Raw genomic sequence first — 13,119 nt, forward strand, 5'->3', positions numbered from 1 at the left:
TTTATCCTGTAACAACCAATTTGATCAACGTTTTGCTACCATATTGCGCAAACACATCCATAGACAGCTTAAGCTCTCGGATCAATCAATGCTGATTTTGCAGATTAACCAACGTATGGCAATGCAGATGCAATCTTGCGGACTGAATAAATCCTCAAAATTCGATCTTGCTACGACGTTTCCTGCTGAGAAATACGCGGCACAAGAGCCACCAATAGATCTTTCATATTGAGCATACCAACTGGTACATCCCCATCATTAACTTGATAATTTTTCGACGCATCGCCACCAGATAAAGCTATAAGGTCTTCAAGATTGTCGTTGATATCAACAATACCGTTTGACGTTTTATCAATTTTACCCTTTGTCATAACCGAGCGTACTCGCAAAACTCTTGCTCGATTTATGTCCGAAACAAAGTCTTCAATATAAGGATCATTAGGGTGTAATAAAATATGTTGTGGTTCGCCTTGCTGCACAACCTCACCATCTTTTAAGATCACCAAATGGTCTGCAAGCTTGAGCGCCTCATCCAGATCGTGGGTGATAAATATGATTGTTTTCTGAAGCTCATCTTGAAGCTCTAATAGCAAATTCTGCATGTCGGTACGTATCAAAGGGTCAAGCGCAGAAAACGCCTCATCCATCAGCATAATTTCACTGTCAGAACCAAGCGCTCGCGCAATGCCTACGCGTTGTTGCATCCCGCCTGATAGTTGATGGGGGTAGTGATCCTCGTACCCAGATAGTCCAACACGCTCAAGCCAACTCCGATTACGTTCGTCAGCTTCCGCAATATTTTCTCCACGAATTTTTGCCGACATGCCAACATTTTGCAATACCGTTTTATGTGGCAAAAGTGCGAAATTTTGAAACACCATCGACATGGCATTTCGACGTAAGGTACGCAATTCGTCAACATTCAGTGCCAATACATCGCGTCCATCTATGACAACCTCACCGCCAGTGGGTTCGACAAGGCGATTCAGATGTCGGATTAATGTGGACTTCCCAGAACCTGAAAGCCCCATAATAACCGTAGTCTTTCCGCTTTGCATATCAATATTGATATTTTGCAAGCCAAGAACATGTCCGTGAATGTCAAGTAGTTCCGACTTGCTCATCCCACTTTTCACGTGCTCCAGCATTTCTCCAGGTGCGTTGCCAAATATCTTATACAAGTTTCGAATTGATATTTTTGGTTGTTGTGTCATGACATCTACCCCTTATGGGTCACGTTGATACGCGACAATGCAGCTTTGCTGACACGGTCCAGCATAATTGCGAGTAAAACAATGCACACACCCGAGACAAGGCCAACACCAAGTTCAAGGTTCCGAATGCCCCTCAGCACCAATACACCAAGTCCGGGTGCCGAAACCAATGATGCAATAACTACCATTGCCAACGACATCATGATTGTTTGATTGAGACCTGCCATAATTGTAGGCAGCGCAAGTGGAATTTCAACACCAAATAGTTTTTGGCGCGTCGACATACCAAAGGCATTTGCGGCCTCTATGACATCTTTATCGACAAGCCTAATACCAAGATCTGTCAAACGAATGATCGGCACAACGGCATAAAGGATAATCGCAATCCCATAGAGTTTGGATTCTGTTACCGAAAACAAGAAGATCAATGGAATAAGATAAACAAATGTCGGCAGTGTCTGAAGCATATCTAAAATGGGAATACCAACGCGCTGTAGTTTATCATTTTTGGACATCAGTATGCCGACAGGCACACCTATCAATACGCTCACCCCAGTACAAACAAAGATAATCGATAAGGTTTGTGCCGCGTAACTATAATGATCAATGATAGCCATAAACAGCAAAGTTACAGCCACCAATAAAACGCCCTTAATGGTACGCGTCACAAGATATGTCGCCACAAGCAGAAGCGGTATCATGAGAAACCAAGGCATACTTTCAAAAAACCAAAGCGATCCGTCAAGAGCCCAACTCAGCGGTTCGGTGATTGGATCCAGCACCTGTTTTAACCCGCCCTTAATAACCAAAAACCCATTCTCGACGGCCGATGTCATATCGCGCGTCCGACCTATTGCGCCACATGCATCGTGCAAGTTATCAAGAGACGGAAACGGGGTATTCCAACCCGAGACTGCAGCTTCTTGCTCTGCCTCAGATGCGCCGTTTGCGCGTGCCAGAAGTTGCGCCATCGTCAAAGGACCATCTTCTTTTGAAGCATCACACCAGTCGCGCAGTCCTAGGACATTAAAAAGTCCATCATAATAAGCCATTGATTATCCCCGTCCCAGCTCAATTCCCAGTTCCGGCTTCTGCGGCCGAATTTAAAAAAAGGTGCCATCTCAGAGGCACCTTTTTCAATTATATTTACTTGATTAAAGCCGACAACTTTGTCTTAGCATCATCAGTAATCCATTTTGACCAAACATCAGGATAAGTGGTTAAAAAATGAACAGCCGCTTCTTCGTTCGAAGCTGAGTTGACTTCTTTCCAGGATAATACTTCACCCATCTGCGCATTAGTAAATGAAACCTTAGACATCAAGTCAGCTATTTCAGGATTTCGCGTCTGGAAATCGGCCGTAACGACTGTTTTCACTGGGCCAATGGGCCAGCTTGATTTGCCAACAGCATCACAATCTGGATCTGCCATACATGCAAATACTTCTGGGTCATGAGCACCTAAATCGATAGATACCATCGGGTATTTACCCAAAACAGCGGTCGGAGCCCAATAATATCCGAGCCAAGGTTCGTTGTTTTCAAACGCAGCGGCAATTGAAGTCGCTAGTGTTTCACCCGAACCATGTTGGAAAATTTCAAACCCAGCATCGACAAGGCCGTAATTTTTTGTCATGTCAGCATTGACATTTTTACAGCCCCAGCCGTCCGGGCAACTATGAAAACGACCACCAAAAAGTTCTTTATTAGCAATAATTCCTTCAACTGTTGCCAGTTCGGGACGTTCATCTACAAGTGATTTAGGAACCCACCATCCTTCAATGCCACCATCGGACAGCACATCAGCGATTGTTTTAATCTTACCGGATTCACTTAGCTCTTTATATGCTGGTGTTCCGTTGGTCCATAATTCTGTGACAATGTCGGGTGTGCCAGTTTCTGCAACGGATACCAGCGCAGGAGTAGTGGATGAAGGAACCGTTGATACACTGCATCCATAACCCTGTTCCATAATAAATTTTGAAACGTGTGTAACAACCGCGGAGGATGCCCAGTTCATTTCGGTAATGGATACATCGCCGCATTTGGCGTGCGCAACGCCCGCAGTCAATGTCATAGCCGCTGTCAGTGTCAATAATTTTATCATAAATGTATACCTCTTAAGTCGGTTTAGCCGTTATTTTAAATAAGCTTTAAGGAAATTTTCGTGAGCTTCGTCAGTCGCGATTTGAAAACGCGTGAGAATGCACGTCAGTCACAATATTTGAACAAGCATACGTTCTTTGCACGTGCAGCTCGTTAAGCCTTAGCAAGTAAAGCCTGTGAAATGTCTGTTTTATTGCCGTTATTATTATTTTTATTTCAGATGAAATTGTAGCAACCTTTGGTACGCTTAAACAGATCTACTATCTTAAACAATGCAGCTAGTATTACAACCCGCTAACAACATTTCATCGATAATCTTGCGGATTTAGCTTAGTAATGAAAGTAACTAAACAACCAATTCAGCAACTGTTCTTGTTTTTTGAGTAAATTAGTGCTGGCTCAATCCATTCCGACAAGATAATAAACTATTTTTGAAGATCGTAATTATAGAGAGCACTTATCTATATCTTGAGCGTCGCTTTAATTGCTGGATCAGGTGTACATAATATGAGTGGTTTAAAAATCGCGGGTACTGGCAGAGCATTACCAAGCCATAAAGTTTTAGCTGCCGAACTCGATAAGAAACATAACTTTGAAGCAGGACACATTGAAGCTGTAACTGGCGTCATGACCCGTTATTTCTGCGAACATGAAAACCAAATCGACATGGGGGTTGATGCCGCGCGCAAGGCACTTCAAGACGCAGGCATTGAACCTACCAACCTTGATTTAATTATAAGTGCAGCGGCTGTGCCTTATCAGCCTATTCCAGCCACGGGCCCGGCAATTCAGCGCGCCTTGGGAATTGACGACGGGCAATGTTTTGCAACCGACATCAACTGCACATGTCTTGGCTTTCCAACTGCACTACATTTTGCAGATGGTTTGCTGCGCTCTGGTATTTATTCAAATATTCTCGTAGTTTCATCTGAGGTTGCCTCACGTGCATTACCTTGGGAAACACAATCACATGTGGCAGGATTGTTTGGAGACGGAGCAGCAGCAGCGGTTCTAAAACTCGGAGCGGGTGCTGGCATTCGAGCTGCAAAATTTGCAACTTACTCCTCCGCTTATGATGCATGTATGATTGGCTCCGGAGGCACAAGATTTGATTTTGAAAAAGAAACCTCGCTTTTCTCTGCGCACAGCAAGTTCACGATGGACGGTAGAGAACTTTTTAAAATAACAGCAAAACATTTTGGTTCTTTTGTAAAAAAGTTGCTTACTGATGCCAACACTAATCAGGCAAACATAGACCGTGTTATCGCCCATCAAGCTAGTCCCGGAGCACTGGCTCACATGATTAAACTATGTAAGTTTGAACAGGAGCAAGTGGTAAATATTGCTGCCGATTTCGGAAATCAAATTGCCGCTTCAATTCCCTTCACATTAGATTACGCGCGAGAAAACAGGCTGATCGAACGTGGAAATCGAATTTTGCTTCTCGGCACATCCGCAGGTGTTTCGTTTGGCGGTCTTGTGATGGATGTATGAGCTATGAGCCGAATTCTAATTACTGGAGCGACAGGTTTTCTTGGTGGTGCACTGGTTAAACGGTTACACAATGACGGTTTTGACATCGTAGCGACAGGACGTAACAAGCGCATGCTGGAAAGCCTGCCGTTACCGAATAAAAATAAAATTGAAATAGATTTAGCAACAACTTCTCCAACAGACTTACTGGCGAAATTTGGCGATATAGAGCGCATTATTCACTGTGCTGCCCTTTCTTCCCCTTGGGGCGGCAAAATCGCTTTCTGGTCGGCGAATGTTAGAGCAACTGAGAATTGCCTTACGCTCGCCAACGCTCTAAATATTGAGCACTTTGTACACATTTCTTCACCAGCTGTTTATTTTCAGTTCCAAGACCAGCTAAATGTTGCGGAGCATTTCACACTACCAAAACCTGTCAACCACTATGCTCGCACCAAAGCAATAGCCGAAAGTCGAGTGAAGGCAAACGGTCTGGCCTATACCATAATTCGGCCAAGAGGCATCTATGGTCCAGGTGATACTGCACTGCTGCCTCGCCTTTTACGAACCGCAGAAACAGGCCCTCTTCCACGGTTTCAAAATGGATCTGTTAAAACTGACATAACATATATTGATGATGTGCTGGACGCTATTTCCTGCACTTTGAATTCTCAGCAGCAGGCGATCAATAAAACATTTAATATTTCAGGAGGCGTTGCTCTTCCAATTTGCCAAATTGCGGAAAGAGCGTGCGCTGCAAAGAATATAAAAGTCCGTTGGCGTAATCTACCAATCGGGCCGACACTGGCGGCAGTTCGCATAAATGAATTCATATCAAAGATGAGGTCTGGAAAACCAGAGCCACGCATCACAGCCTACGGCCTTGGAGTGTTCGCCTATAGTCAAACCCTTGACATTTCAAATGCGCAAAAGCATCTAGGTTGGCAGCCCAAAATTTCGCTTGAAGAAGGTCTTGAGAGGACTTTCTACCGACAACACGGGCGGCAGGTATGAGCACAACAATGCCCAAATTCTTTACAACATCCATTTTACCAGTAAGCGAGAGACTGGTTTTAAAAGGTGGAGCGAAACGGCCGATACCCGTTCGCGTCCGCGTTGGCTATTTTCACCATCCGCGTTTTGGTCATACGCTTATTGATACTGGCTATAGCCGTTACGTAACACACCCCGAAAAGAGTGACTTATTGCTGGCTGCATATCGGCTCATTGTGAAACCCAAAATTCTGAATAAAACGCCACTAAAAACAGGACTTGCCCAAATTGGCATAGATAAGAACGAAGTCGAAACTGTCATTTTAACACATTTCCATGCCGACCATATTGGTGGCTTGCTTGATCTTCCCAATGTCAAAATATTGTGCTCAAGGTGGGCATGGAACAGCTTTCTGGAAAAAGGAAAAATCAGGAATGCTTTGAATGGTGTATTTTCGATCTTGATGCCTGACGACTTCGAAGGCCGCGTTGCTTTTTTTGAAGATACCTTTGTTTCACCCGCTCCTCTTGGCCTTGGAGATGGTTTTGATATAGCCGGAGATGGATCTATTATCTCTGTTGACCTTCCCGGTCATATGGAGGGTCATGTTGGCATCTGTTTTCCTAAGCTTCCCAAACCGTTTCTATATGCTGCAGACACACAATGGCTCTTACAGGCGATAGAGGAGGATCTGTGCCCTGGTCTTCCAGCTCGGCTTGTTTATCAAGACGCTCGTGCTGCGAAGCAAAGTGTGACAAAGGTTAAAAGCTTTATGGAACAGGGGGGTGATGTGATGCTGTGTCATGATCCGCACCTTCATCCCTTGGATATCGATGGGGAGTTTGCAGTTTGACTCTAGCTATCTTTTCCGCACTTTCGTCCTATTTGCGCGTGAGGTGTTTTCCGCACAAAATTCGCAATCGTGCTTCGTTGGCAGCATGGCAGAAAAAACAACTTGCGAACTGGCTTAAAAATGATCTTCCGAAGGTTAAAGCATTCAGCGAATATGGAGATCAAACAATTGAACTAAGCGATCTGCCTATTATGGAAAAGTCGGACCTCATGACAGACTTCGCGCGCTACAACAACCAAAATGTCACCAATGAGCAGGGTTGGGCGGCATTTGAAACCAGCAAACAAATCGGCGATTTCATTGTCGGCGCAAGTACAGGCACAAGCGGAAACCGTGGCCTATTTGTTATTTCGCAAATTGAGAGATTTAAATGGCTAGGCACAATACTTGCCAAAGCAATTCCCACTTTCTGGAGACAAAAAAATCGAATTGCGGTTCTTCTGCCTATTGATACGCCACTCTATGATAGTGCCAATCATGTTCGTCTTTTGGAAATTAAGTTTTTTGACATCAATCTTCCCCTGAAGGAAATCAGCGCAGAACTGGAGGCCTTTAACCCAACAATATTAATCGCACCACCACGCATATTGCGCAGGTTTTGCGAAACTCCCACAAAACTCCTACCACGATTACTATTTTCCGCTGCGGAGAAGTTAGAGGAGTTTGATAGGGAAATCATTGAGCATAAATTCGGCGCTCCCTTACGTGAAATCTATATGGCTACAGAAGGATTACTTGGTGTCTCCTGTTCGCATAACAAGCTTCATCTATGCGAAGACTGTATGCATTTTGAATTTATGCAGGTGGGTGAAAATCTGGTTTCTCCAGTCATTTCAGATTTTAGTCGGAAAACACAAATCATGGCGCGCTACCGCCTGAATGATTTGCTTCGTCTGGATAGCGACCCTTGCCCGTGCGGGTCACCTCTTATCGTTGTAAGTGAAATAATTGGGCGTCAAGATGATGTTTTCTCACTTATCGGACAAGACGGTAAGCATGTTGAAATAACGCCAGATATTTTGCGCAATGTTATTGTTGATACGGATAGAGATATTTCAGACTTTCGCCTGCTACAAACAGGACCATTGAACCTTGAACTCCAGCTACCGGATTATTGTTCTTTCGAAGTCAATCAGCTCGTGCGTGAACGGCTTAATCAGCTGCTTGGCAAACATGGTGTATCTCCCGATGTAAAGATTACTCATACGCCAGTGGAGCCACAAACTGCCCGAAAATTGCGGCGTGTAGAAAGATGCTGGTTTCCGTGACTGAGTTTAACACCAAACACCCACATAGAATACTTGTAACTGGAGCTCGCGCACCTGCTGCGCTTCATATTGCACGGCTGCTGACCGATGCTGGTTGTCACGTCTTTATGTCCGATACATTGCGTTGGCCATTTAGCAACGGATCACGAGCCTGCATTCAATATTATCGTTTTCGCTCTCCGGTCGAAGACTGGGAACGTTTTTGTTTTGATATTGTTCAATTGATAAATGACAATAGTATTACACATGTAATTCCAACATGTGAGGAAGTATTTCATCTGGCTAGGCTATGGAAAGATTTAAAACCGACTGCCTCACTCTTTGCTCCAAAGGTCAGCACTCTTTTGAATGCACACAATAAACTTTCTTTCATCCAACGAGCTGCCGATCTTGGGCTGGAAGTGCCAGATACTCGGTTATTACTTTCGCCAGATGACATCCAAAAAAGCGATCATACGCGCGTTCTAAAGCCTATATGGTCAAGATTCGCTGAAAAGGTTTTCATTCAACCAAATTCACCCGATCTGCAAAAAATAAAGCCATCTGCTGCAGCGCCTTGGATATCGCAAGAGTTTCTTGAAGGCGAGGAAATTTGTGCATTCGCTTTTGCTAAAGATGGAAATACTTTGGGCATTTCCGCTTATCACCCGCTATATCGGGCAGGAAAAGGAGCGGCAATCTATTTCAAACCTGTGGCAACCGAAATCGTCGCACCATTTGTCCAAACCTATATTGAAGGCGAAAACTGGACCGGCCAAATTTCATTTGATTTAATAAGGATGAAAGATGGGAAGATACTACCATTGGAATGCAATCCGCGATCAACAAGCGGCATCCACTTTTTTCGCGATCCAACATCTTTTTGCTCGACTTTCCTTTGTAATGAACAAGATGGACCAGAAGCAGATCTAAGTATATCACAATCCGTACCTCTTGCCATGCTCAGCTATGGATTGGTTGAAGCAATTAGGCGCCGGAAATTCAGGCACTGGATATCAGACTTACAGAACTCAAGAAGCGCAATGAAATGGCCCAATGATGCCATACCTATCTGGCGGCAATTTCTTACAATCATGGAATTCACTTTACGATCGCTACATAATGGAACCAGCCTGCTAGAAGCAACAACCTCCGACATCAAATGGGATGGAGACCCTAAAAAGTGATAGTTAAAACGGCAGCATAGCCACCAAATTTAGAAGAAATCTCAACATTAACATTGTCAAATGCCGGATCGCTAGCAATCATACTTTCGAGACTATATCTTGGGAAGACATGAAAATAAGTCAGATTTTTTCGAAGGCGCTCTCGCACCCATATAGGCCAACTTTCCATGGTCGAAAAATCCACAATAACAATCCTACCCCCATGCTCACGGCACGCCGCAGCGGCAAGACGCAGAAGTTCTTCCCAGTTCGGGATCATAGATAGGCTATAGGAGAAAACATATACCCGTGATTGCGATGGCTCCTTGAGATAGTCCGCAAAATCCTGAAGTCGAATATCAATACGTTTCCCAAGGTTAGCTTTAGCTACCTTTTTACGCGCGAAATTGATCATCTCGCTGGAGACATCAAGACCCGTGAATTTTGTTTGATTACCCGTACGATCTTTAGCCATCAGAATGAGATTCCGAGCCGTACCAGTGCCAATCTCACAGACATGAGTGGGATGATTTAGCAAAGCAGCGCGGCGCATATCAGACCGACCAGCCAGAAAAAACGGCCTCGTTATATCATAGATATATTTCATATACCGATATGTAACATCCATTAAGGCGCCATGTTTGACCATTAAATCTTGGCCTTCATTATGGCTATCTGAACCGTTCTCTTTTTTCATGTGAACAACAATGTGGTCTTCTTTAATTATCCTATTCATGGGAGTAACATGCTCGTAGCAAGGAGACCAGTATGAGTAAGAAAAGTAACGAGCAAAGTCTTATTCTCGACCATCATTGGTATCCTGTGTCACGATCAGTTGATGTGCGCTCAAAACCTAAACGCGTCATATTTGATCAAACTCCTTACGTGCTGTTTAGAAACAACGATGCAATTGCATGTCTTCAAGACATCTGTCCGCACCGGTTTGCACGTTTCTCCGACGGGAAAGTGGTCAATGGCACGATAGAATGCCCCTATCATGGGTGGCGGTTTAATGGAGGAGGTAAATGTACTCACATACCAGTTCATGAGGGAGCAGTACCAAATCGTATGGTTCGGTCACTTTCTGTACGTGAAGAAAGTGGCCTAATATTCGTTTGCCAATCGCCGCAACAAGGTATCGAACCCTTCAAACCTACGTGGGACAACCGCGCCAAAGTACGCTCAATTGTTCAAAGTGAAACTCGTACAAGTCTGGTAAATGTTGCTGAAAACGTCCTCGATCCAACGCACACGCTTTTTGTACATAAGGGCATTATGAGAGGAATGAGTGAACGCCGGTCCTCAGTTGATATATATGTTAATGCAAGTGAGGGGAAAGACGGGTTTCAAATTGATGTCAGGTTTGAAGGTGAAGAACGGCAAAACGGTTGGTTAAGTCGTTTGTTGGAAGGAAACCGGAGCATCAGTACAGGTACATTTATGATGCCAGGCGTTGTCGAGTTGCAATATTGGGCAAAGGATAAATTATCACTGGTAACGACGCTTTATTTCACACCAATTGATCGCTATCATCAGCTTGGTTTTGCCATTCTAACAGGTGCTAGAAATTATGGACTTGGCTACTTGAAGAAATTAATATTCGTGCCAGCGATGCATCACATCATTGGTCAGGATCGTGTTATGATGGATAATTCCCAACTGAACTGGGCAATGAATGGACAACCCAAACGTGCGATGTCCCCAACCGATTTTATCCGACCAAGCATCGAAGCTATTCTTGAAGATAAAGAACCACCAACCCTTCAAAACCCATTGCAATTAAGATTTATGCTCTAGTAGAAATTAGGTCATATTTTGGTGTTAGAGGCCAGCTTTTACAAATGACAATCCGTTAATATAATTCACCTGATTTAACTTAGGTCGGTAAAATGTATGAGATTCAAGACAATAGCGTTTTATGGAACGGGCGAGCTATCAAGCACGCAGATCCCAAAAGTTTTGACATTTTATCTGATATAATTGGTCGTGACGCAGCGTCCGTATATATGTCTGGCAAAAAGCAGAATGTTGGGGCCTCCAATTTTGCCATCCTGTCCGATACTTATGCTCATAACAACGAAACTATCTATCAAATCCTCCCGACAAAACTGAAAATTTTAAAGAATATCGATGTCAAAAGTTTCTCAGCAGTCGGGGATTTTTTTGGACGCGATGATTGTAATGCATTCTTCTTTGATAAACGTCTGAGATTAAGTAAAAGCAAAGTTTCGAGCGACCTTAAAAGCCTTGGTCATGTATATGCGACAGACGGAGCTATTTTATTTTTTGGAGCAGAGGTGATCTCTGTGCCAACGAACATCGACATGACCAGCTCCAAAATCCAGCTCAAATGGTTTTCGGATGATGACGTAAATTTGCCACCTATTGCACTCACTGACGGCATTAGTTGCTGGGTGGCATCGCCGCACTATGAAGATCTGTGGACTGAGTGCGCAGGTGCAGACTTTGCTACTTTGCAACCACTTGTTTCTGATCTGGGAGAATATTCCAGCAACTCCTATGCGATTGACGAAGAGCACGTTTGGTTCCGCGGTAATTTGCTTGCGGGAATATCATCGGCAGGCACACGAATATTTGGTAACGACATGCTCACCGATGAAAAAAACATATGGCATGGCGCAACATTACTTCCGGAGAACCCGGATGACATCACATATATCAAAAAGCATTTCACACATACTCCGAACTATCTGGATGGTCCCCTCCTGCACCATGGTGACCGGGTGGTTTTGTACGATATGGAAAAAGGCGCCCAAACACTCGCAACAGCAACACCGCAAGCCTTCACAAACAAAGATCTCGTTTTTACGTTAAACAAAATATTTGCATCAATGTTTGCTGTGTTTTCCACCTTCCCTCCGCCATTCCAGGATTTGAATGAAATTCGGGAATATTTAGACAATCATGCCAATACTCTACAGGCAAACTCTAGCCTACCGAAATTCACCGCAACGCTATCGACCAACGGAAACATAGAGCTTGCTCTTGCCGATGGCACAATTCTTACCCAACCTGTGTCCTGTTGGTATACTCTCGGTTGTCATTTCTGGTGCCATATGCAGCAATTCGAACCGATGTTTTTGCCCTATCCAGCAGCCGGCACAATGCTGCCCGATAGTATGGATATGCACTTGTTACTTATTGCAGAACATCGGTCTGCCCTATGGGAGCTTGTTGGACATGTTTTTGAACAAGGTTGTGAACAACAATCGCGGGTGTTAGCTCATTTCTGCTTCTTTCTGTCTTATCAACATCAAGACCTCAATGACGAGGAACTAAATGAACTTGTCCGTCTTCCCAAAGAGTTAATGAATGAATTTCGCTATGAAAGTAAATGTCGAGATATCGCCGCAACAACAAATTTGGCAGCTGCGCGGGCAATTATAGAAGCTCGCTCGTTATATTCGCAGGATTTCCGGAATCGGATGGATGCCATCAATTTCTTACACGGATTAACATTGGATACCGATAAAATTGGCATCTTCTTTGATGAGATTATTCCCACCGTTATGACCTGCTATGATCAAGAACCATTTCCGGCTCTGCGCGAACAGTTGGGAATGGTTCTCGAAGCAACTTTGATCAGCGCTCAAGTAGATGGCGAAGCCTTTAGAAAATTTCATAATGACAAAATGCTGCCTGTGATAGAGTTTTGCATTGCCAGAGGAATTAACACCATTTTTAATCGTGCCCGATTGACCGAAACGTTATGGGCTCTTGACCAAAACGATAGGGCCGAGATTACAGCTAGCAAACTTTTGAAAGATCTTGGTGATGACTTCGCACTTCCTGGAATCTACATGGGACGCTTTACCTATCGCAGCCCAAGGATTTGGTTTCTCCGCGGCAAAACTGATATCTGTTGGCGCGATGCAGATACCGCAACCCATAAAGATCGCCTTTTAAAGCTCGACGACGAGTTTTCTGATCTTATAACTCACTATGGCAAGGGTGCAGCCAACTGGCCTGAGATGAAGGACATCAATGACAAAATCAACCTTTACCGGCAAGCGATAGAAGATAAGAAAATATAGTGATGCAATAAG

Annotated in this window: 11 protein-coding genes; 7 read left to right on the plus strand and 4 right to left on the minus strand. The window is 44.0% G+C overall.

All coding sequences use genetic code 11. The features are described 5' to 3' along the window. Positions 1-170: 170 nt before the first annotated feature. The 3 genes from G3W54_RS05445 to G3W54_RS05455 all read right to left on the minus strand — a co-directional run bounded on the left by G3W54_RS05445 (position 171) and on the right by G3W54_RS05455 (position 3,320). Positions 171-1,214, minus strand: coding sequence for an ATP-binding cassette domain-containing protein (locus G3W54_RS05445; protein WP_162652097.1), 1,044 nt, complete (start codon positions 1,212-1,214; stop codon positions 171-173). Between the two features lie 5 nt (positions 1,215-1,219). Then, positions 1,220-2,266, minus strand: a complete 1,047-nt coding sequence (locus G3W54_RS05450; protein ID WP_162652098.1) for an ABC transporter permease subunit — start codon at positions 2,264-2,266, stop codon at positions 1,220-1,222. A gap of 94 nt (positions 2,267-2,360) precedes the next feature. Further along, complete coding sequence (locus G3W54_RS05455) at positions 2,361-3,320, minus strand: ABC transporter substrate-binding protein (RefSeq protein ID WP_162652099.1); 960 nt, start codon at positions 3,318-3,320, stop codon at positions 2,361-2,363. A gap of 506 nt (positions 3,321-3,826) precedes the next feature. On the opposite strand from G3W54_RS05455, the gene G3W54_RS05460 reads away from it, so the two are divergent. The 5 genes from G3W54_RS05460 to G3W54_RS05480 are packed head-to-tail and all read left to right on the plus strand — an operon-like array spanning position 3,827 to position 9,073. Next, complete coding sequence (locus tag G3W54_RS05460) at positions 3,827-4,813, plus strand: 3-oxoacyl-[acyl-carrier-protein] synthase III C-terminal domain-containing protein (RefSeq protein WP_162652100.1); 987 nt, start codon at positions 3,827-3,829, stop codon at positions 4,811-4,813. A 3-nt stretch (positions 4,814-4,816) separates the two neighbouring features. Continuing rightward, complete coding sequence (locus tag G3W54_RS05465; RefSeq protein ID WP_162652101.1) at positions 4,817-5,806, plus strand: NAD(P)-dependent oxidoreductase; 990 nt, start codon at positions 4,817-4,819, stop codon at positions 5,804-5,806. Next, on the plus strand, positions 5,803-6,639 hold the full coding sequence (locus G3W54_RS05470) for an MBL fold metallo-hydrolase (protein WP_162652102.1): 837 nt from the start codon (positions 5,803-5,805) through the stop codon (positions 6,637-6,639). Before G3W54_RS05465 ends, G3W54_RS05470 begins: the two co-directional genes overlap by 4 nt. Beyond that, positions 6,636-7,907, plus strand: a complete 1,272-nt coding sequence (locus G3W54_RS05475) for a F390 synthetase-related protein (RefSeq protein ID WP_162652103.1) — start codon at positions 6,636-6,638, stop codon at positions 7,905-7,907. The genes G3W54_RS05470 and G3W54_RS05475 overlap by 4 nt, the downstream gene beginning before the upstream one ends. After that, positions 7,904-9,073, plus strand: a complete 1,170-nt coding sequence (locus G3W54_RS05480) for a hypothetical protein (protein WP_162652104.1) — start codon at positions 7,904-7,906, stop codon at positions 9,071-9,073. The genes G3W54_RS05475 and G3W54_RS05480 overlap by 4 nt, the downstream gene beginning before the upstream one ends. On the opposite strand, the gene G3W54_RS05485 is transcribed toward G3W54_RS05480, so the two are convergent. Beyond that, the gene (locus tag G3W54_RS05485; RefSeq protein WP_162652105.1) at positions 9,063-9,749 is read right to left on the minus strand and encodes a class I SAM-dependent methyltransferase; all 687 of its coding nucleotides are present in this window, start codon (positions 9,747-9,749) and stop codon (positions 9,063-9,065) included. The two genes, G3W54_RS05480 and G3W54_RS05485, sit on opposite strands and share 11 nt — an antisense overlap. Positions 9,750-9,820: 71 nt before the next feature. Here G3W54_RS05485 and G3W54_RS05490 point away from each other — a divergent pair, with 71 nt between their 5' ends. Together G3W54_RS05490 and G3W54_RS05495 are read left to right on the plus strand one after the other, a co-directional pair. After that, positions 9,821-10,849, plus strand: coding sequence for a Rieske 2Fe-2S domain-containing protein (locus tag G3W54_RS05490; RefSeq protein ID WP_162652106.1), 1,029 nt, complete (start codon positions 9,821-9,823; stop codon positions 10,847-10,849). A gap of 92 nt (positions 10,850-10,941) precedes the next feature. Further along, positions 10,942-13,107 carry a DKNYY domain-containing protein gene (locus tag G3W54_RS05495; protein WP_162652107.1) on the plus strand — a complete coding sequence of 722 codons (2,166 nt, stop codon included), beginning with the start codon at positions 10,942-10,944 and terminating at the stop codon, positions 13,105-13,107. Positions 13,108-13,119: the final 12 nt, after the last annotated feature.

Source organism: Lentilitoribacter sp. Alg239-R112 (assembly GCF_900537175.1).
In the GTDB taxonomy this organism is placed as follows: Bacteria; Pseudomonadota; Alphaproteobacteria; order Rhizobiales; family Rhizobiaceae; genus Lentilitoribacter.

Coding starts and splice junctions, on each gene's coding strand:
- G3W54_RS05445 (WP_162652097.1), bottom strand. CDS start 1,214: ATGACACAACAACCAAAAATATCAATTCGAAACTTGTATAAGATATTT.
- G3W54_RS05450 (WP_162652098.1), bottom strand. CDS start 2,266: ATGGCTTATTATGATGGACTTTTTAATGTCCTAGGACTGCGCGACTGG.
- G3W54_RS05455 (WP_162652099.1), bottom strand. CDS start 3,320: ATGATAAAATTATTGACACTGACAGCGGCTATGACATTGACTGCGGGC.
- G3W54_RS05460 (WP_162652100.1), top strand. CDS start 3,827: ATGAGTGGTTTAAAAATCGCGGGTACTGGCAGAGCATTACCAAGCCAT.
- G3W54_RS05465 (WP_162652101.1), top strand. CDS start 4,817: ATGAGCCGAATTCTAATTACTGGAGCGACAGGTTTTCTTGGTGGTGCA.
- G3W54_RS05470 (WP_162652102.1), top strand. CDS start 5,803: ATGAGCACAACAATGCCCAAATTCTTTACAACATCCATTTTACCAGTA.
- G3W54_RS05485 (WP_162652105.1), bottom strand. CDS start 9,749: ATGAAAAAAGAGAACGGTTCAGATAGCCATAATGAAGGCCAAGATTTA.
- G3W54_RS05490 (WP_162652106.1), top strand. CDS start 9,821: ATGAGTAAGAAAAGTAACGAGCAAAGTCTTATTCTCGACCATCATTGG.
- G3W54_RS05495 (WP_162652107.1), top strand. CDS start 10,942: ATGTATGAGATTCAAGACAATAGCGTTTTATGGAACGGGCGAGCTATC.